This window comes from Paenibacillus sp. MMO-177 (assembly GCF_037147795.1).
Lineage (GTDB): Bacteria > Bacillota > Bacilli > Paenibacillales > Paenibacillaceae > Pristimantibacillus.
In genome coordinates this window covers 862,736-882,118 of sequence record NZ_JBBCUR010000002.1, presented here as the reverse complement: position 1 = coordinate 882,118, position 19,383 = coordinate 862,736, and the positions used below count along the sequence as shown (strand labels likewise).

The following is a 19,383-nucleotide window of genomic DNA, read 5'->3' as shown; positions in this document are numbered from 1 at the left end:
AAAGGAAGGCCCAGCATTATGAGATATAAGTGGGCTGTCATTTTCACCAGCATACTTTGCCTCTTATTACCGACCCAAGTTCATGCTGCCAATACGTTTGAGAGCAATTACACCTATGATTATTGGGGAAATGCGAAGAGAAGCCTGCCGGCCTTCGAACTGGTTAACACGCTTGATGCGGAAGATACCGGCAAGATTAAGATCGGAAGCGTCAACGACGTATTCGTAAGCAAGGATCGGATTTTTCTCGTGGATACGACGGAAAGCCGCATCGATATATTTGGTACGGACATGAAATTCGTCACTTCTATTAAAGTAGTTAGAAATGAGACCGGAAGAATCGTCGTCGATGAGCTTACCGGCAAGCAGCTTATGCTAAACAAGCCGGAAGGCGTGTTCTTCAGCGAAGCGGATCAGGAGCTTTATATCGCGGATACGGAATCCGAGAGAATTATCGTTCTGGACGGAGCGACGTACGCCTTTAAAAGATCTATCGGGAAGCCGCAAAATATGGTTGGATCAACGCAATTTAAGCCTTCCAAAATCATCGTTGATAAGGATGGGCTCATCAGCGTTGTTGTTCAAGGAAGCTATGAGGGGATTATCGAGATTAATAGGGACGGTTCCTTCGCACGGTATTTCGGCCTGAACAAGCCCAAAGTGAACGTAACCGATTTCTTCTGGAAATCACTCGCGACGAATCAGCAGAAGCAGAAGATGAAGAAGACCTTCGCGCCATCCTTCAACAATTTGACTTTCGATTCGGAAGGGCTTATTTACGCAACCACCTTTGATCCTTCGGCCCAGAACATGGTGTTCCGGTTCAATTCGAAGGGTGAGAATGTGCTCATGCAAAACGGTTACTTCCCTGTTATCGGTGACCTGCATTCACGCGGATTAACGGCCAACAAAAGCCAGTTTGTCGACATTGCCGTTTCCGATTCCGGCGTATATGCCCTTTTAGATAAAAACAAAGGCAGGATCTTTCTCTACAATTTCGAGGGAGATCTGATGAATGTATTTAACTCCGCCGGAAATTTAAAGGGTAATGTTAAAGATCCGACAGCCATTGCTTGGTTCGGAGATAATTTGATCGTTGCGGATAAGGAATTCGGCTGCGTCTACATCTTTCAGCCTACCGCATTCGGCCAGTCTGCGCTAGACGCGGAGAAGCAGTATTTTAACGGAAAATGGGAAGAGGCAGGGAAGGATTTCGAGGAAACGCTCAAATTAAATGCCAATTACGACATTGCCTATACTGGCGTAGGACGCAAATATTTGATGCAGGACAAATTCGATGATGCCATGTATTACTTCAAGCTCGGCAACAGCCGCGGTTACTATTCCAAAGCTTTCAGCGAATATCGTAATCTTCTTATTCAACACCATTTCATTTGGTTCGTCATTCCGTTTATTCTGCTGGCTGCCGGTCTGTTCTATTCCGAATATCGATACAACAGGAGGAACGGTTATAAACAAGCTGATCTCTAGGGAAGGGTAGGATTCGCCAATATGGCCCATTTGATAGAAGACGGAAAATATATGTTTCATGTCCTTATGCATCCGTTTGACGGCTTTTATGATGTGAAATTCGTAAGGCGGAAAAATTATTGCCTGCCTACGATCATTATGCTGCTTTGCGGATTAATCGGCATCTTAAGCTATCAGTATACCGGTTTTATTTTAAATTATAGTCCTTTGTTTGAAATGAACAGCATCACCATCTTTTTGACTACTCTATTTCCGTTCCTATTGTTCTTGATAAGCAATTGGAGCATTACCACTCTGTTCGACGGGAATGGGACAATAGGCGATATTTACGTCGTTATAAGCTACGCTTTAGTACCGAAACTTATCTTCGATATCGCAGGAATCATACTCAGCAACACGATCATCCAGGAGGAAGCAGCATTGCTGAATGCTCTTGTTGCTATTGGAACGGTGTGGTTCTGCTTCCTTCTGTTTTGCGGGTTATGTGTCGTTCACGAGTTTACGGCTCTAAAGAACGTCATCACGCTGCTCGTATCGTTTTGCTCCGCCATTATCATTGTTTTTCTCGCTATGCTGTACTTTACCTTGATAGGCAAGGTTATTGGATTCGTATATACCGTGTTCATTGAATTAATGAAAAGGTGATGCTGAAGATGCTCAAAAGTCTGACTGGAGTGACCATAAGAGGACCAAGACGGATCGGGGCTAGAGAGATCCTAATAGCAATACTTGCGGTACTTGTCCTTGCGGCAATTTATTACAGCCCTTCCCTCATTAAGCATGCTAACATTAAACGCCAGTCTGCACCTGAGTATAAGAAAGCTGGACTTGCGGCTTCTACGGGCGAGCTTGCGGGCAATTCGGGGAATGTGCTCCTCGCAAGCAATGAAGGCAAAGAGCTGTATATCGATACGGCCAGTCTGAATTTGAGAGTGGTCGATACGGCAACAGGTACGGAATGGAACAGTCTGTACCAGGATGCCAAAAGCGGGGATGTAGAGAAATCTCCGATTGTGATTAAATTTCTTGGGAAAGACAGCAGCATGTATGAGTGGGATGCGTACAAATACAGCATTCAAAGCGGTAGATACAAGCTGGACAAAATTAATAACGGTGTCCGGATCGTATTTGACTTCTTTGAAACGGAATCCTACCGCCTGAATGAATATATGCCTGCCAAGATCTCTGTCGACAACTATAAGAAGGAGTTCCTCGATAAGATCGACGAGAAGCTGGGTGAGGGGAAAATCAACCTGGCCGAAGCACAGAAGTACCGGGATGCGCTCAACATTACGTATCAGCTCGATCAAGATAAGGATTTGTATTTCAATAAATTCTCGGGTCTTCCACCGCTTTCCCTCGTTAAAGATTTGATTAATCTGTCTAAAGCGGTGGAATATACGACGGAGATGCTCATTGCAGACAGCCAGCAGTTCGGCATCCAAGTGACCATTACGCAGCCTGCAAGATTTCTGGTAACGATGGAAGCGGCATTGGATAAAGGGGATCTCGTCGTTAAGGTTCCGACCTATGAGATTGAAGGCGGAAATGACTTCTATACCGTTCAGAACATCTCGGTGCTCCCAGCCTTCGGTCTTTCTTCCGCGGAAAAAGAAGAGGATGGCTATATGGTCGTACCGGATGGTTCCGGAGCGTTGTTCAAGCTTAATACCTTTAATGGCAAGTATCCGGAATATGACAGACCGGTGTATAACAACACCTATTACGATACGCTCTACGAGATGCCGGAATTTCCTGAAAATCTGACCATGCCAATCTTCGGTATGTACGCCACCGACAGCACAGGGAAGTCCCGTGGATATATGGGCATTATCGACCGGGGAGCGGAGCTTGGGCATATTAAGGTTCAGCTTGGCACGAAGGATTCTTCGACGGGAGGAATGCCGTATAACAAGGTGTACAGCTCGTTTGATTCCATGCAATATTCGCGGGTTAAAGTGTTCGGGCCGTACAGCGATAACGATGCTCGTTTCCTATCCTCCACTGGAATAATTAACGTTGATTACTCGGTGCGCTACAAGCTGTTTGGCAGCAAAGTGACCTACTATGAGATGGCTAAGGCGTATCAGAACTATCTGATTCAGAAATATGATCTTAAGTTAACTTATAACACGAAACCAGAGCTTTTCCTCGATGTAATCGGAGCGCTCACGCTGGAGAAACGAATGCTTGGCGTGCCCTATAAAGAGGGCTATTCGATGACGAAGTACAACCAGCTGCTGGCGATTATGAAGGATTTGAACGGAATCAATAAAATCGTGAACTATAAAGGTGTGTTTAACAACGGTCTCAATAATTCCATCTCCAATAAAGCGAAGCTCGCTAGCGCTAACGGCAACAAGAAAGACCTCAAAGCGTTAATGGACTATTTTGCAAACGGAGACAGCCAGCTATTCATAAATGCCGACCTTATGAGAGTATCCGATAAAAGCGGAGGCTTCTGGCCGAAAACGAACGCCTTATACGGTTTTGACGGCAAACCTCTTGCCTTTAAGAAATATGACTATTCGGATGGCATGTTTAGCGAAAGCGGCACGAAGCAATACCTGCTGAATCCTTTGTATCTGAGTGATACGGTGCAAAAATTTATTAAGGGCTCCAAGGATTATCCTAATATTTTCGTAAATGACATGGGCTCTACTTATTATGCCAGTTACAAGTCCGGTGCCGTGATAGATCCGGTTGTATCTGACAACATTGTTAACGACAATCTGCAGAAACTGGCGGAAAGCAAGACGTTAGCGCTCGATAATCCGAATATGGATAAAATCCCTTATACGAAGTATGCGGCCAATATCTCGAGGGAGAGCAGCAATTACGGGACGATGTACGTCTCGATTCCATTCCGGCAGCTGGTCATGAACGGACTGACGGAATATACGACGCTTAATGTGAACATGTCCCCGGACAGCAGCCAATACTTCCTGCTTCAGGCGTTCGAGCTGGGAAGCATTCCGAAGTTTACGATCAGCGCGGAGAACGTTGATGTTCTTAAAAATTCAGAGTACAGCGATTACTTCTCCACCGAATATTCAACGCTCGCTCAAGACATCAAAACCGTATACGCCGATTATAGCAAAGGGTTGTCCGAGATCGGTTCGAAGGAGATTGCTGGTCATCGCATGCTGGATTACAACGTCTTCGAAACGACTTACGCTTCGGGAGCTTCGGTAGTTGTGAATTACAATAAATATCCCGTATCGATATCCGGGTACAACCTGGATGCGCTTGGATACATCATCAAGCATTAGGAGGTTAGCCATGGAAGGCGCGGCGCGCAAAGGCAGAAAACTTCATATCTCTTACAAGAACAGGAGAAAAATCAATGGCTTCCTGTTTGTACTGCCGTGGCTGATCGGGTTCGTCTTATTTTTTCTTACACCGCTGATCAGCACGATCAAATATTCCTTTCATTCCGTTGGCGTTGCCGACTCGGGAGGGATGAATCTCAAATACGTCGGTTTCCAAAATTTCGTGAATTTGTTTAGCGCCGAGGTGTCGAGTAACAGCAGCCAGTTTTTACGGGTATTTACGGATGAAAATACGAGTATTTTTATCAACACGCCGGTCATCGTTATTTTCAGCTTGTTCTGTGCCATCCTTATTAATGTGAAATTCAAGGGGCAGGGGCTTGCCAGGGTCGTCTTTTTCCTGCCGATCGTGCTTGGTTTGGATGTTGTCGTGGATCTGATTATGGTGACGACAGGCGGAGACGTGGCGGATGCCGCAGTCACCAATACGTTCGATAACGGGATTGTGTTAAATTTCCTTCTTACCTACACGTTCCTGCCAATGAAGGTCACGTTATTCATATCCGATATTGCCAATAACATCTTTATGCTGATCTCCCAAACCGGGGTGCAGACGCTTATCTTTCTTGCCGGCTTACAGTCGATCAACAAATCGCTGTACGAAGTGGCGAAGATTGAAGGGGCGAACAGCTATGAGGTGTTTTGGAAGATCACGCTGCCCTTATTATCGAACATCTCTGTTTTTGCACTCATCTATACCTTCGTTGATATGTTTCTCAAATCTTCGATTTCGACGGAAATCTACTATTTTGCCTTTAATAAGAACAATATCGGGGTAGCATCCGCATTATCGGTTGTTTATTTAGTGAATGTCTTGTTAGATTTGCTTGTCATGATGTTACTGCTGAACAGGGTGGTGAGGCTGTATGATACCGAAAAGTGAAGTTCGTGTACAGCGGCAGATCGAATTCAACGCTTATTTCATGAAGAACAAGATACGGAGTGTTCTATTCGATGTGTTGTTTTACTCTTTAATTGTTGGGTTAGGCTTTGCGATTCTTTATCCAATCATCAAGCTGTTTCCGACCGTGTTTAATAATCTGGAGGATCTAGGCAATCCGGATGTCATATGGGTCCCCCTTGAATTGTCCATTCAGAGCTTTAAAGCGGCAATACGGCTTATATTCGGCAACGGAATGCCGCTCTTGCAGTCCGTTGGTTATGCGGTCATTATAGCGGTTATCCAGATCTTCGTCTCCGCAATTGCCGGCTATTCTCTTGGCAGGGTGGATTTTTGGGGGAAGAACATCGTTATGTTTCTCGTTATCGTGACGTTTGTCGTACCGCCTCAATCGCTCTTGATCTCCCAATATTTAAGCTTTAAGCATTTTGATGTTTTCGGAATCATCACGGCTATCAATGGCGGCACGATCGACTTGATCAACCATTCCTATACTCTTTATCTGATTGCCTTATTAGGTTTTGGCGTGAAGCAAAGCATGTTTGTATTCGTTTTTCGCCAATTCTTTAAGGGATTGCCGAAGGAATTGGAGGAGGCTGCTTATATCGATGGCTGCGGTTTTTATAAGACTTTTCTGAAGATAGGCATTCCGAATGCGATACCGGCGATTATGACGGTCGGGATTCTCTCCTTCGTATGGAATTACGGGGATACTTATTATACTGGATACTTCCATCCGGATGGTCCGTACCTCAGTATTAAGCTTGCGGCAACATTTGCACCGGCTAACGTCAACAACATTTTATACGCTGTCCGGACATGGTTTGACGTACCGGGTGCTACAACATTTGCGTTTGATGCGGTAAAGCAGGCTGCGGCTATCATCTATCTTCTGCCTTTGCTCATTATTTACTTCGGTGTACAGAAACGGATTGTGGAGAATTTCGAGCAGTCGGGCATCGTGGGTTAAATGAAGGAATTGCCGGGTAAAACGGCGAAGAAATTTGATGCGGAAGTTCTTTCCAAGGCTACAGTTCATTAAAAACAGGTATGTTGAGGAAAAGGAGGGATGGAAATGGTGCAGATCCGAAGATTGACGGGCGCTGAAATGCAAGAGGCTATCCGCTTGTCAGACGCAACATTCCGGGACGGCAATCAGACGTCGATGGGCCAATTGTTTCCGTTCCTTTTCTCCGAAGCGGCGTTGCACTTATCCTACGGCGCATTTGAAGAAGACGGCAAATTGGTATCGTTTATGGGCGTTGTCCTATGGACGATCCGGATTGGCGAGGCTGCGCTGCGCGTAGCCTCACTTGGTTCGGTTTGTACGGAACCGTCGGCAAGAGGCAAAGGGTACGCGAGCCTGCTGTTGGAGCAAGTGCAGTCATTCACGCGGGATGCAGGTGCATCTTTGCTGCTCGTATCCGGTGACCGTTCGTTGTACACGCGCGCAGGCTGCGCGTTGTTCGGAAGAATAAGCAAATACCGCATGGATGCGCTGCACGCAGAGTCCTTTATGGGTGGATCGGAAGCAAAAGGCGAGATCCGGGAGATGCGGCCGGACGATTTGTTTGCCTTGCAGGAGGCTGCGGAAACCCGGGAGGTACGCTACCAGGTTGGCGTCAATGAGTTAGGCACGCTGCTCAAGGCGGAAGCAATGGCAGGCGTGATGCGGATGAATCAACGGGTACTGGTAGAAGGAACCAAGGGGATAGGAACAAGCTTTGCGGTAATTGGCGTCACGTCGGAGACGCAGCCAAAAGGGACGGTTCTTGAGTATGCCGGAGATTCCGATAAGGTTGTAAGGCTGTTCGCCGAAGCCGTAAACCGATTCGGCCTGCAATCCTTGGAGATTCCAATACCTTGGCATGAAAAAGACATTCATGAGCGGTTGAGTGCAATTCCTTCAACCGAGGATGGTCAACCAGGTACCGTCAAGATTCTAAGCGGTGAAGCTTTAATGGATCAGTTATCGCCTTGGCTAGAGAAGCGGGGGGATGTGAGCGGCCTCCGGTTGAACAGGATGGAGAACAGCGGATGGGAATTGTCCGATTCTACTGGGCGACCTTCCGTCACATTAAACGACGAGGAACTGATCCGACTCCTATTCGATCGTATCGGAACGGATGCTGTACTACTGCCCGCTGAAGCGCAAGCCTACCGGGAACTTTTCCCGATTCCGTTTCCGTATACGGCAGGCTTATGCTTTGTATAAGCTGTTAGATTAACAAATTGTTTTGTTTATTTGAATAAAGCTGCCGAAACCGGCAGCTTTATTTTTTTGGAATTTTAAGAGTTCTCCAAGGACGGCGGTAGCCGTTTCACCTTATGTTAACCATAAAAAGATGCGTTTTATAAATAAAACAGGTATTATTAACTATAAACGAATAATAAATAAATCCAATTTTGCGGGGGAAATCTTTGGAAACGCTCAGAACCTTTTTTACTCATCCGATTATCAAAAGAATTGTGTTTATCCTGCTGGTTGTTGTTCTGCTCTACAGTCTCCGCGATATGTTGAATTTGCTGCTGCTGCTGTTTATGGTCACGTTTGTAATGATGCGGCTGCAGAGCTTTATGACCAAGCAAATTCGCAGGGTGATTCCGGTGTCGCCCGTTGTTGTGACTTCGGTTTTGTATGTCGCGCTTATTGTTGGCCTCGTTTACGGTCTGGTTAATTACGTTCCAAAGCTAATTAACGAAATTGTCGATATTGTCAACAACGTTCAAAAGTTTTTAGGGACCTCCCAAAACGATCAAATCGCCCAAGTGATCGTCGATACGCTTGATAAGATCGAATACAAAACCTTTTTGAACAGTGCGCTTGCTTACGCCAAGATGATTGGCGGCTGGCTGGAAGTTATTTTGCTGGTTATCTTGCTTAGCTATTTCTTCCTGCTGGAGAGACGCAAAATCGTTCAATTTACCGAGAAGTTCAGCAAAAGCTCAATAGGCTGGCTGTATCTCGAATTCCGGTATTTTGGCGGCAAGTTTATTGCTTCCTTCGGCAAGGTGCTTGAAGTACAGCTGATGATTGCCTTATTTAATACCGCGCTTACGATAGCCGGTTTATGGGTTATGGGATTCCCGTACCTGTTCGCGCTTACCATCATGGTGTTTTTGCTCAGTCTTATTCCGGTTGCGGGCGTAGTCGTTTCCTTTGTGCCAATTGGGATTATCGGCTACCAGATTGGCGGATTTAAGACCGTCATTTGGGTTATCGTTCTGGTTCTGCTTATTCATGCTCTTGAAACGTACTTCCTTAATCCAAGATTATATTCGCACAAAACAAATCTGCCGATGTTTTACACGTTCTTTATCCTTATTTTGTCCGAGCATTACATGGGCATCTGGGGGCTGCTCATCGGTATTCCGATCTTTATGTTTATGCTGGACGTGTTAAAGGTGGAGCAGGCTGATTCCTTGGAAGAGCAGACGAAACCGGCGAAAAGCGATTGATAATCATCGGATCTGCATTCCTGAGAATGAGGCAGTTGGTCATTAAGACCAGCTGTCTTTTTTGATTTTTAGAGCTGGTTAACGTAACTTTCCAATCGTTGGAAGCGTATATATTTTAGCTAATAACGAAGAAATTCTTTGGTGAGGAGCGTTGATTAATTGAGACCAAACAGGCAGAATATATATTGGTTTTTAGCCGGAGTATGCAGCAGCGCCGTTGTTTTTATCGTTGTAGGGCGGATTCATTTATCCCATTTAGTCGCTGTCCTGCTGACTGCCGTAATCGTTACTTTGGGCGGTGGCAGCATTAGGAGGGCTTTTAGGGTTACGGAAGAGAGGAGCTTTCACCCGCTTTTTTTCAGCGCGGGGATGCTATTGTTGTTTATCGGTTTCAGCATTATCGGCGTTATCGTTTAATATGGCAAGGTGCGAATAGGAGTATGGACTGAAATGGAAGTAATAAAAAATCTTGATGGTTTACAGTCACACAAAGGCATTAAATTTCGAAGGGATTTAGCTATTCTTATTGCGGTCTGTGTGTTTATCTTAATTCTTTTCATTGGGATAACTCTTACCTCTCAAAATGATTCCCAAGGCAAAGAGCTTTATCCGCCAGAGATTGAGTTTCCACTAGCTGAATACACGATGTTTATGAGCGGTGTACCTGGTTTCCCGATAAAAGTCTCAAATATTGAAGCAACGCGGATTATAGTTCACTCCTCTGACGGTAATTTGCTATTTTGGAAATCTTCAAATGGAAAAATGAATTCGCAAGGGAAAAAGGCCGAAATTAAGCCAGGTGAAACGATGTACTGGTCACCTTTAACGGGAGCAAATAAAGTGCAATATAAAACTATAATTAAGTTTACGGCATTCAAAGGTAATAAGAAGCTAGGAAAGACCAGTATCGAAATATCTTCCGACGACAACTTTATCTTTAGAGGAAAGTTAGTTGAGGAGTAATTTAATATAGTTACTGACTGAATGGAGGAGATGACTTGATCGTTATTCACCATTCCAGAATCAAGAACATCACCACAAACGGGTTATCCTACATAGATGATCAGCACGAGGAAGTTTTTATCGATTTTAATGAATGTAGTAGGAACTGGGTCCATTATTTAAATAGCTCAGAATTATTTGAAGGTGAAGGTCGAAGCATTAATTCTACAAGCTGTGTTGGCTGGAGAGATGCTTTCGAAAATCCGATGTACGTAGAATTGTTTACGGAGCCGAGGACACGTTTCGTTTATCCGTATGGGAAAAGTTTTTTGAAAAGGATAGAAAACATGAGAAGCAGGAGGGTTTATACCCATTTTAGGGAAACAAACGATTCGATCATCAAATATGGTTGGACTACTTTTGATAGGGGTTAGTCATTTCCTGCATGAGGTGGATCACAGTGAAAGCTATAACAAATAAGATTCTAAGAACAAGTCTTTGGATGTTTATAGCTTTGGTGATTATGATCTTTGTCCTTATGTGTATGTTTGGAATCTTCTTTATTTTAGGGGTTTGGTACAAGGATGTTTTCATGAATTGAGTTCTATGTTGAAGAGCCGGCTGTGCATATTGCACAGTCGGTTTTTTTCTTATAACAGGATAGTTGAAACAGATTTCGTATGATGAACGTAAAACTATTATCGATAAGCTAATGAGATTGAAGCAAGCTAATAAATTTATTCCTCTGAATTGTACGCAGTCATGACGTATGAAATGCCATTATCAGAAGGAGAAGATCGTTGTGATTAAAGATTGGAGACAAGCTGAAGAAGCGTTAAAGAGCATAGAGGTCGTTGGACATGAAAATAACAAGCCGGTTTCCGTCGCCCGTTTCTCGGAAGAATTGCGTTGCATCGGCATTGGAACGGATGCTGCAGTCTTTTATCATTCTGACACCCCTAATTACGCATATAAAGTGTATACCGCCCAGTCATTAGAAAAAAAAGACGTGGAAGCAGGCATCTATGAACGTTTGCAAGGCTCTCCCTATTTTCCCTATTGTTATGGTGCCGGATCCAACTATTTGGTGTTAAGTTTTGAACAAGGAGTTACATTGTACGATTGTCTCCTGCAAGGGATCCCTGTTTCAGAGCAAGTGATACAAGACGTAGAAAATGCCCGAGAGTTTATTCGAAGTCAAGGAATGAACCCACGAGATATTCATCTTAAAAATGTACTCCTGCAGGATGGAAGAGGAAAAGTTCTTGACGTATCGGAATATCTCAAGGACGGAAACGATAATCGGTGGGAACATTTAGTATGGTCATATAAACATTTTTATCCTATGATTAGCGGAGTACAGATCCCTTTATGGATCTTGGAAACGATAACGAACTGGTATAACCGGATTGACACGGCAAGTTTTGGAATTGAAGAATTCTCTAAACGGGTGAGTCAACTTTTCTTTGGAAAACGCAAATAAAATGGAGCGCTATATCTTGTGAGATATAGGCTCAGTTAGTGATTAAGGCAGATGGTCAATTAGGTGACCATCTGCCTTTTTATTGAAAAGGTGTTGTTTACTTAATGGATTTGTTAACAAGGTTAATATGATTTAAGCCTGTTCCGCTCGTACCGTCAAAGATGAATTCGAGTTGGTATTTACCTCGGACGTAAGTAATTTTCTTTTGTACGGTCTTGCCCGACTTAATCAGGACGGACTCATACGGAGTGCCCCAGTGTTGAACCAGCATTTTAACGGAGATTCCTCCCAAGTTAGTCTGCCGCTCCACATTTGTTCCGAAGTAGCGCATTTCCTTGATTTTACCTAGCTTGTAGCTAATCGCATATCCAGGGTGCCCCATTTCGGCATGATATACATCAAAACCATCGGAATCCTTTGCTGGAGATTCAGCTTCTCCAATAGCTTTGATAACCGACTCATGCGTAGTTGAACCAATCGTAAAACCGTGGAAATTAGGGAACTGGCCGTTAAGGGCCGGCTTATAGAAGCTCATAAGCGTTTCATACGCTTTCGTATGTGCATCGACAGGAGCAGCGGCACTCTGAGCAGCAGCTGCTTGCGATGGGACGGCTCCCGTGGCAGACAATACTAAAGTTCCAGCGGCCACTGTAGCCACCGCGATTTTTTTCATAGATTTATAGAATTTCATTTATTTTACCTCCTCGGGATGTCGGGATATGTTCCCCGTTCAAGTTGCATTAGCTTTGACGCATGTACTTCGCAAATTGTTGCAGGCAGGATTCGATGTAAATAAATACCTCGAGATTGATAGGGCTATTCCAATATGTGGTACAATTCATTTAATCTTACTGTGATTTACTGTAGGAACATTAATTACTCGAAAGAATGGAGTTAGTTTAGGAAGAATTAAATAATACAAAGAGAGGATGAAGGATTATAGCTGGTGCGAAAAGATTTTTTAAGTTGTTTGCCAAAAATCTTAAAGAAGCCAAGGGACCTGGCGAATATAGCGCTAACGGAATTACTGTCCTTTGCGTGCATTGCCATAATAATAAATTCAAACAAAGCTATGCGCAATTAAACACAGCGTTTATGAGTTTCCTTAACCTTGATTTCGCTAACCGTTCTGCGAATATATTGACCTGTGAGCGTTGTGGTTATATTCACTGGTTTAATAAAGAAATTACAAGAGTGTATAGATAAATATACAAACTTAAAGAGACTGGGAAGAAATAACTAGTCCAATCTACTAAATTTTGCTATGATTCCAATAGGAAATTTTTTACTAACGAGGGGTCATAGACAAATGAGAAATATTATTTCTACATGTTTGATGGGAATCGGAATACTGCTGCTCGTCATTGGGTTTATAGCAGGCCTTATTATAGGGATTGATCATGATGGATTCCACATGATCATTGCCTTATATTGGTGGCTGTCGGGAGTTACAGCAGGCTTTATTTTCATAGGTTTATCGGAAATCGTTAATCTGCTTCAGAAGCTGGTGAATAGATTTGACGCGAATCATATCCCGCAGAATGCAGGACCTTCTTCTCGAATCGAAGAGGATTCCATTGCTGAAGTAACGGACACCAAAATAAAGGATCTGACGATCCTGATAGACGATGTGCGTTTCAGAGGATTCTTTGTAATTTCGGATGCCGTTGTTAAAGTCATGAAAAAATCGTTGTTCCAGGCAGAGTCGGAAGCCGTGCTCATCAAGGAAATCAGCAAGAATAGTCTTTCGACAGATTTCGAGAGGGATGGTGATTATGTCATCTTTCATTTCGCAGAAAGCAATAGTAAACATAAATTAGCCTTTAAAACCTTTAATATTTACGACTATGAACGAATAATCAACTTGCTTAAGCCAAGAGAAAGCCGATAATTTATCGGCTTTTTTTGTTATTGCAGGACCGATTTGCGGTAACGAAGCGGGGAAATGCCTTCTCTTCGCTTGAAGCAGGCCGTGAAATAAGGCGCATACCGGAAACCAACCTCTTCGGCAATTCGTTCTATCGACCATTCGGAGGAAACGAGCAGCTTCTTCGCCCGGTCCAGCCGGAATTCAAGCAAGTAATGGCTTGGCGTCATTCCGTATCGCTTCTTCATGCAGCGGACGATGTAATTGGGGTGGAAGTGGAATTCTTCGGCAAGAAGCTCGTTTGTAATGTCTTTTTGGAAATTCTGCTGCAGATAAAAGGCCGCTTTTTCCGCGAGACGCGTAGCCGGCGTGCTGGTTTTGTTCAAGCTTTCGTTTTCGAGCAGCGCGAGAAGCTGTGCCAGCAAGCTTTGTTCCTCCCAAAAGGAATCCCCGACGGTCAGATTCAACAGCTGACGCATCAGCTTGAAGGCATTCTCGGGATCATTAAGGGAAATATGCTTCGGGATCCGGATGGGGTGAGGATTCAAGAAAGATTGCGCCGAAGCTCCTTCATGGGCATGCGATTGCCAGATCAGATGCTCGAAATGAACCCAGTAAAAAACGGTATGCTGTTCGCAAGGCTTCACCGAATAGTGCTCTCCGTCCGGCAGCAAAAGTAAGGTATCTCCTTTTCCAAGCGCCCATTCCTGTCCGTTCTCCCCAATAAATAACTCTCCTTCCGCCACAATAATCAGGTCGAATATACCGAAGTTTCTGCGGTTGGGATGCCGGTCGCCTTCTCGAAACTCGGAGCGGCCAGACTCCCAGTAATAAGGGAGAGGTGGAGTTTGCAGCTCTACGAAGCTCAATGCGATTCACTTCCTTGACTGTGTCATTTTGTATAAGAAAAAGTTCATTCCGTTCCTATTGAATCAGACAAATAAAGCATATACTCGAACTTACAAGGAGTCAATTTTTATCGTTTTTAGCAATTAGGTAATTATCTGAAGGAGGATTATGATGAAGGACACGCAGATAAGCATCAAGGATGATTTTTGGAATGAATATACGGAGCTTGTACGCAAAACGGTCATCCCTTATCAATGGGAGGCGTTGAACGACCGGATTGAAGACGCGGAGCCCAGCTATTCGATCCGTAATTTCCGGATTGCCGCAGGGCTTGAGAAGGGCGAGTTCGGCGGATGGATTTTTCAGGACAGCGATCTCTACAAATGGCTGGAGGCGGTTGCCTATTCGCTTGAACGTAAGCCCGATCCGGAGCTGGAGAAAATTGCGGATGAAGCCATCGAGCTGATCGGACAAGCCCAGCATGAGAACGGATATTTGAACACTTATTTTACGATTCAAGAGCCGGGCAGAGAGTGGTCTAACCTATATGAAGCGCATGAGCTGTATTGCGCGGGTCATTTGTTCGAAGCGGCTGTTGCTTATTACCGGGCAACAGGCAAGCGCAAGCTGCTCGACATTTCCTGCCGTTTTGCAGACCTTATCGCAAGCCTGTTTGGTACGGAACCGGGGCAGATGCGGGCCTATTGCGGCCATCCGGAGGTTGAACTAGCTTTAGTTAAGCTGTATCAGGCTACCGGAGAAGAGCGTTATCTGAACTTGAGCTTGTATTTTATCGACGAACGCGGCAGCAAGCCCAATTATTTTATCGAAGAATGGGAACGCCGCGGCCGGACAACGATCTGGGCGCAAGGGGAACCTAATCTCGAGGTTTACCAGAGCCGTCTTCCGGTTCGCGAGCAGCCGGTTGCCGTTGGACATGCCGTCCGCGCGGTATACCTGTATACGGCAATGGCGGATCTGGCCCGCATAACCGGTGACGTCAAGCTACGCGAAGCATGCGAGCGGCTGTGGGCGAATACGACTGGCAAGCAAATGTACATTACCGGGGGGATTGGCGCGACGCATCTCGGGGAGGCTTTTACGTTCGACCACGATCTTCCGAACGACATTGTCTACGCGGAGACTTGCGCGTCAATCGGCTTGATCTTCTGGGCACGGCGGATGCTTCAGTTGGAGGCCAAAAGCGAGTATGCCGACGTGATGGAGCGGGCTTTGTACAATAACGTGCTCGGAAGCATGGCGAAGGACGGCAAGCATTTCTTCTATGTGAATCCGCTTGAAGTGTGGCCGGAAGCAAGCGCTAAGAGCCCGGATAAGTTCCATGTGAAGCCGGTTAGGCAGAAATGGTTCGGGTGCTCCTGCTGCCCGCCCAACGTAGCTCGTTTGCTTGGTTCGCTCGACGAGTACATTTACGATGTGTCGGAAGATGGCTCAAGCGTTCATGTCCATCTGTTTATCGGAAGCGAGGCGGCATTCGAGGCGTCAGGCCGGAAAATTGTTCTGAGCCAGACCTCGGAACTCCCGTGGAACGGCCAGGTTAAATTTAAAGTGTCAATGCAAGAGGATAAAGGCGATATTCCGTTTATGCTGGCGCTTCGCATTCCGAATTGGTTCAATTCGAAAGAGCCGGTGTTAAAGGTCAACGGAGAGCCGGTCCGTTACCATGTTGATAAAGGTTATGCTAACGTATACCGCGTATGGCAAGACGGTGATCAGGTGGAATGGCTGCTGCCAATCGAGACGCATCTGATTGCTGCGAATCCGTTAATCCGAGCGGATGCCGGAAAAGCCGCCATTCAACGCGGTCCGCTCGTCTACTGCGTGGAAGAGGCGGACAACGGTAAACCGCTGGCATCCCTGTCGCTTGCGGAAGAACCGGAGCTGTCAGCAAGAAAAGCTTCGGACCTGCTTGGAGGCTGCGTCGTTGTGGAAGGGAACGGAGTTGTGATTGATTATGCCGGCTGGGCAGATGGACAGCCTTATAAGCCGCTTACCAAGCAGAAAGAATCCGTTCGTTTCAAAGCGATTCCTTACTATTTGTGGGGCAACCGGGAGCCCGGCGAAATGAACGTGTGGCTCCGCTATTCATAAAGTTTTCCGGCACCTTGCATAATGTGGTTGCGGTTGGAGAAATTAATTTCAGCACCAAAAATTACATCACAAACCAACACATTAGGAGGGCTTTTCAATGTCTAGAAGCAACAGCAATACTTTAGTGGTACCACAAGCAGCGCAGGCTTTGGATCAAATCAAATTCGAAGTGGCTTCAGAGCTCGGTATTTCCTTATCGCGTGATGGTTATAACGGTGATATTACAACTTATAATGCCGGAAAAATCGGCGGATCGATTACTCGCCGTTTGGTTGAAATCGCTGAGCAAAGCCTCGGCGGCGCATCCACTAACTTCCGTCGTTAGTAAATACTTAGCCAAAAAGGGCTGCCTACTTGGATAGGCAGCCTTTTTGCTGTTCTTATTTATTGGCTTGCAGAGCCCGTTTGCGGGTCACCTGCCGAACGGATGCAAAGCAGATAAACGTCACCAGCAAGGCCGATACGATAAAGAAGACGGATCCCAAGATGGAGTTCGAGACCGCATGCGCAAACTCCGATACGGAAGGGTGTTTCCCGCGGATCGAGGCATTAAAGACCGTAATGAGAACCGCAAGGCCCAAGGAAGCACCGCTTTGATGGGCGACATTGACCAGACCCGAAGCCGCGCCGCTGTCTTGCGGCTGCACACCGGTCAGACCCATCGCCGTAAGCGGCTGAAAGACCATTCCGGCACCGATGCCCATGATAGCGAGAAGGATAAATAGATCCGGAAAGAACGGCGTCTGCGCGGAGACCATCCGGCTTAACAGAAGCGTACCGATAATCGCGATGATTAACCCGGCAGACAGTACTTTGATATTGCCAAACCGTCGAACCAGCCCCGGAATAATGTACATCATTCCGAACTGCGCAACGGTAAACGGCAGGAAGGCAAGACCTGCTTCAAAGGAGCTGAATCCGAGGGCATTTTGCAAATATTGCGGGATGAAGAAAAAGAGAGAGAAGTTCCCGCCTACCATCAGAAATCTTCCCAAGTAAGCCCCGGAACGCTGGCGGTTCGCAAATAACCGCAGAGGGATAATCGGCTCAGCCGCCCTGGTTTCAATAAGAACAAATACCGCCAACAGGATAATTCCGGCAGCAAGCGGAATCCAAGTTGCAGGATTACCCCAGCCGTAATCCGCCGCTTGAACCAAACCGTAGACCAATGAGGTCATGCCGATAACGGAGGTCAGCGCACCGCCTATATCAAAGCGGCCGGATCTGATGCTAGTAGGTTGAATAAACTTGTAAACCAGGTACAGCAAAACAATTCCGATGGGTACATTAATAAACATGCCGAAGCGCCAGGAGACAAAATCGGTGAAAAATCCGCCAAGAATGAGGCCGATGCTTCCTCCTGCGGCAGATACGGCGCTGTACATGGAAATGGCCCGGGAGCGTTCCTTCGCTTCCACAAAGGTAGCCGACAGCAAGGCAAGCGCGGCAGGCGTGGCGAGTGCGGCGGCAAATCCTTGCAGAGCCCGCGAGATAAGCAGGAATTCAGCCGTTGGCGCTATGCCTGCAAAGAATGAGGTTAAAGAGAACAATCCGATTCCGATGCCTAGCATTCGTCTGCGCCCCAGAAGATCTCCTGCCCGGGCACCAAGCAGCAAGAAACCGCCGAAGGCGAGAATGTAGCTGTTATGAACCCAAGTCAAGCTGGTTGTCGACATGTGAAGCGTCCTTCCGATTTGCGGAATGGCCGTTACCATGACGGACGCGTCAAGCACAACGATGAGCTGGCACGCGATAATAATCGTGAGAATAATCCATTTGGACTGATGCATGTTCACGTTCCTTTCTTGTTCCGTGGTAGTGTTCCTGAAAGCTATTATGAATGGAATCGGCGGTTCGAAGTAGATCGTTCCTGCTTAAAAGTTGCCTAAAGCTGCAATTCAATCATTCTTTTGCTTTCCAATCGTCAAGAATGCTTATATAATCAGGATCAAGGCGGGAGGGATAGCGGATATGCCGGAGCAAACCATGGATTCCCGGTCAGCGGGAGGGAAAAGCATTTCGATTTATAAGAAAACGCTGGATCAGCTTATTGGAATGACGGAGAGGTTGACGCTCGAAGAAGGGCGGAATTCAACGATCGTACCTTTCCTGTCCATCGTCAAACGCAGTCATGATACGGTGCGTTGTCCAGGCGTGTTGACACCTTCTTTTTGTCTAATTCTCCAAGGGGAGAAGAAGCTGTATCTCGGCCAGGATATCTTTCATTACAGCGCGGGGGATTACGTTGCATCGCTGCTGGATATCCCTGCATTTGGCCAGGTTGTCGGAGCAGCCGAAGAGCGGCCTTATATCGGACTGCGCGTCGATTTCACGACGCAGGAGATTGCTTCCGTCGTCGTGGAGGCTGAGATCCTAGCGGAGCCAAAAGAAAAAGATTTAACTTCCGCGGCCTTTATCGGCAAATCGGATGCCAATCTGCTGGACATCTTTTACCGGCTGCTGAAGTTAATCGACAAGCCGAAAGAAGCCCGGTTTCTGTCGGAGCTGTTGAAGAAGGAAATGATATTCAACCTGCTGTCGGGCGATTTTGGACATTTGTTTATGCAGAAGGTATTGTTTGACCAACGGGCGGATGGGGTAGCGAAAGCGATTCACTGGATCCAGGAGAACTACACCCACTCCTTTACGGTGGAGGAGCTGGCGAAGTCATGCAATATGAGCACGTCCGGGCTTCATCATAAATTTAAAGCCATCACTACAATGGGACCTTTGCAATATCAGAAGCAGCTTCGCCTGCAAGAGGCGCGGCGCCTGATGTTGAGTGGACCGGTAGGAGCAACAACAGCCGCACTCACGGTAGGCTATGAAAGCCCATCGCAGTTCAATCGGGAATACCGAAGACTGTTTGGCCAGCCTCCCCTGCAAGATATCAAGGCGCTTCGCAAAGCATCGGGCGGCGCGGAATTCGAGGATCCTATTTAAGAAA

General features: G+C 46.1%; 17 protein-coding genes. 14 read left to right on the top strand and 3 right to left on the bottom strand.

The window, feature by feature from the left end:
- The first annotated feature begins 18 nt into the window (after window positions 1–18).
- The 10 genes from WFK81_RS09625 to WFK81_RS09580 all read left to right on the top strand — a co-directional run bounded on the left by WFK81_RS09625 (window position 19) and on the right by WFK81_RS09580 (window position 11,608).
- Entirely contained in the window at window positions 19–1,491 is a 1,473-nt protein-coding gene (locus tag WFK81_RS09625; RefSeq protein ID WP_336786191.1) for a hypothetical protein, read from the top strand.
- A 21-nt stretch (window positions 1,492–1,512) separates the two neighbouring features.
- Window positions 1,513–2,136: a Yip1 family protein gene (locus WFK81_RS09620; protein WP_336786190.1), complete on the top strand. Its 624-nt coding sequence runs from the start codon at window positions 1,513–1,515 to the stop codon at window positions 2,134–2,136.
- A gap of 8 nt (window positions 2,137–2,144) precedes the next feature.
- The gene (locus WFK81_RS09615; protein WP_336786189.1) at window positions 2,145–4,763 is read left to right on the top strand and encodes a DUF5696 domain-containing protein; all 2,619 of its coding nucleotides are present in this window, start codon (window positions 2,145–2,147) and stop codon (window positions 4,761–4,763) included.
- Between the two features lie 10 nt (window positions 4,764–4,773).
- Complete coding sequence (locus WFK81_RS09610) at window positions 4,774–5,706, top strand: carbohydrate ABC transporter permease (protein ID WP_336786188.1); 933 nt, start codon at window positions 4,774–4,776, stop codon at window positions 5,704–5,706.
- Window positions 5,690–6,694: a carbohydrate ABC transporter permease gene (locus WFK81_RS09605; RefSeq protein ID WP_336786187.1), complete on the top strand. Its 1,005-nt coding sequence runs from the start codon at window positions 5,690–5,692 to the stop codon at window positions 6,692–6,694. Before WFK81_RS09610 ends, WFK81_RS09605 begins: the two co-directional genes overlap by 17 nt.
- 105 nt (window positions 6,695–6,799) lie before the next feature.
- Window positions 6,800–7,939, top strand: a complete 1,140-nt coding sequence (locus tag WFK81_RS09600) for a GNAT family N-acetyltransferase (RefSeq protein ID WP_336786186.1) — start codon at window positions 6,800–6,802, stop codon at window positions 7,937–7,939.
- A 206-nt stretch (window positions 7,940–8,145) separates the two neighbouring features.
- A complete protein-coding gene (locus WFK81_RS09595) occupies window positions 8,146–9,183 on the top strand; it encodes an AI-2E family transporter (RefSeq protein WP_336786185.1) in 1,038 nt (345 codons plus the stop codon).
- Between the two features lie 159 nt (window positions 9,184–9,342).
- The gene (locus tag WFK81_RS09590) at window positions 9,343–9,600 is read left to right on the top strand and encodes a hypothetical protein (RefSeq protein ID WP_336786184.1); all 258 of its coding nucleotides are present in this window, start codon (window positions 9,343–9,345) and stop codon (window positions 9,598–9,600) included.
- A 33-nt stretch (window positions 9,601–9,633) separates the two neighbouring features.
- Window positions 9,634–10,146, top strand: coding sequence for a hypothetical protein (locus WFK81_RS09585; protein ID WP_336786183.1), 513 nt, complete (start codon window positions 9,634–9,636; stop codon window positions 10,144–10,146).
- A gap of 781 nt (window positions 10,147–10,927) precedes the next feature.
- Entirely contained in the window at window positions 10,928–11,608 is a 681-nt protein-coding gene (locus WFK81_RS09580; RefSeq protein ID WP_336786182.1) for a serine/threonine protein kinase, read from the top strand.
- Between the two features lie 97 nt (window positions 11,609–11,705).
- On the opposite strand, the gene WFK81_RS09575 is transcribed toward WFK81_RS09580, so the two are convergent.
- On the bottom strand, window positions 11,706–12,299 hold the full coding sequence (locus WFK81_RS09575; RefSeq protein ID WP_336786181.1) for a YjgB family protein: 594 nt from the start codon (window positions 12,297–12,299) through the stop codon (window positions 11,706–11,708).
- 618 nt (window positions 12,300–12,917) lie between these two features.
- Here WFK81_RS09575 and WFK81_RS09570 point away from each other — a divergent pair.
- Entirely contained in the window at window positions 12,918–13,499 is a 582-nt protein-coding gene (locus WFK81_RS09570) for a hypothetical protein (RefSeq protein WP_336786180.1), read from the top strand.
- Between the two features lie 17 nt (window positions 13,500–13,516).
- Here WFK81_RS09570 and WFK81_RS09565 read toward each other — a convergent pair whose 3' ends face one another.
- Window positions 13,517–14,344 (bottom strand): helix-turn-helix transcriptional regulator, encoded by an 828-nt coding sequence (locus WFK81_RS09565; protein ID WP_336786179.1) that lies wholly within the window; start codon window positions 14,342–14,344, stop codon window positions 13,517–13,519.
- Between the two features lie 151 nt (window positions 14,345–14,495).
- On the opposite strand from WFK81_RS09565, the gene WFK81_RS09560 reads away from it, so the two are divergent.
- Both WFK81_RS09560 and WFK81_RS09555 read left to right on the top strand, forming a co-directional pair.
- The gene (locus WFK81_RS09560; protein ID WP_336786178.1) at window positions 14,496–16,436 is read left to right on the top strand and encodes a glycoside hydrolase family 127 protein; all 1,941 of its coding nucleotides are present in this window, start codon (window positions 14,496–14,498) and stop codon (window positions 16,434–16,436) included.
- Between the two features lie 97 nt (window positions 16,437–16,533).
- Window positions 16,534–16,761 (top strand): alpha/beta-type small acid-soluble spore protein, encoded by a 228-nt coding sequence (locus WFK81_RS09555; RefSeq protein WP_127493240.1) that lies wholly within the window; start codon window positions 16,534–16,536, stop codon window positions 16,759–16,761.
- A gap of 55 nt (window positions 16,762–16,816) precedes the next feature.
- On the opposite strand, the gene WFK81_RS09550 is transcribed toward WFK81_RS09555, so the two are convergent.
- Entirely contained in the window at window positions 16,817–18,226 is a 1,410-nt protein-coding gene (locus WFK81_RS09550) for an MFS transporter (protein ID WP_336786177.1), read from the bottom strand.
- Between the two features lie 181 nt (window positions 18,227–18,407).
- Between WFK81_RS09550 and WFK81_RS09545 the strand changes: the two genes are divergently transcribed.
- Complete coding sequence (locus WFK81_RS09545; RefSeq protein ID WP_336786176.1) at window positions 18,408–19,379, top strand: AraC family transcriptional regulator; 972 nt, start codon at window positions 18,408–18,410, stop codon at window positions 19,377–19,379.
- Window positions 19,380–19,383 lie beyond the last annotated feature (4 nt).

Excerpts from the sequence above, each read along its gene's own strand:
- WFK81_RS09615 (WP_336786189.1), top strand. The coding sequence starts at position 2,145 with ATGCTCAAAAGTCTGACTGGAGTGACCATAAGAGGACCAAGACGGATC.
- WFK81_RS09600 (WP_336786186.1), top strand. The coding sequence starts at position 6,800 with ATGGTGCAGATCCGAAGATTGACGGGCGCTGAAATGCAAGAGGCTATC.
- WFK81_RS09570 (WP_336786180.1), top strand. The coding sequence starts at position 12,918 with ATGAGAAATATTATTTCTACATGTTTGATGGGAATCGGAATACTGCTG.
- WFK81_RS09625 (WP_336786191.1), top strand. The coding sequence starts at position 19 with ATGAGATATAAGTGGGCTGTCATTTTCACCAGCATACTTTGCCTCTTA.
- WFK81_RS09620 (WP_336786190.1), top strand. The coding sequence starts at position 1,513 with ATGGCCCATTTGATAGAAGACGGAAAATATATGTTTCATGTCCTTATG.
- WFK81_RS09550 (WP_336786177.1), bottom strand. The coding sequence starts at position 18,226 with ATGCATCAGTCCAAATGGATTATTCTCACGATTATTATCGCGTGCCAG.
- WFK81_RS09560 (WP_336786178.1), top strand. The coding sequence starts at position 14,496 with ATGAAGGACACGCAGATAAGCATCAAGGATGATTTTTGGAATGAATAT.
- WFK81_RS09575 (WP_336786181.1), bottom strand. The coding sequence starts at position 12,299 with ATGAAATTCTATAAATCTATGAAAAAAATCGCGGTGGCTACAGTGGCC.
- WFK81_RS09605 (WP_336786187.1), top strand. The coding sequence starts at position 5,690 with ATGATACCGAAAAGTGAAGTTCGTGTACAGCGGCAGATCGAATTCAAC.
- WFK81_RS09610 (WP_336786188.1), top strand. The coding sequence starts at position 4,774 with ATGGAAGGCGCGGCGCGCAAAGGCAGAAAACTTCATATCTCTTACAAG.
- WFK81_RS09555 (WP_127493240.1), top strand. The coding sequence starts at position 16,534 with ATGTCTAGAAGCAACAGCAATACTTTAGTGGTACCACAAGCAGCGCAG.
- WFK81_RS09545 (WP_336786176.1), top strand. The coding sequence starts at position 18,408 with ATGCCGGAGCAAACCATGGATTCCCGGTCAGCGGGAGGGAAAAGCATT.
- WFK81_RS09585 (WP_336786183.1), top strand. The coding sequence starts at position 9,634 with ATGGAAGTAATAAAAAATCTTGATGGTTTACAGTCACACAAAGGCATT.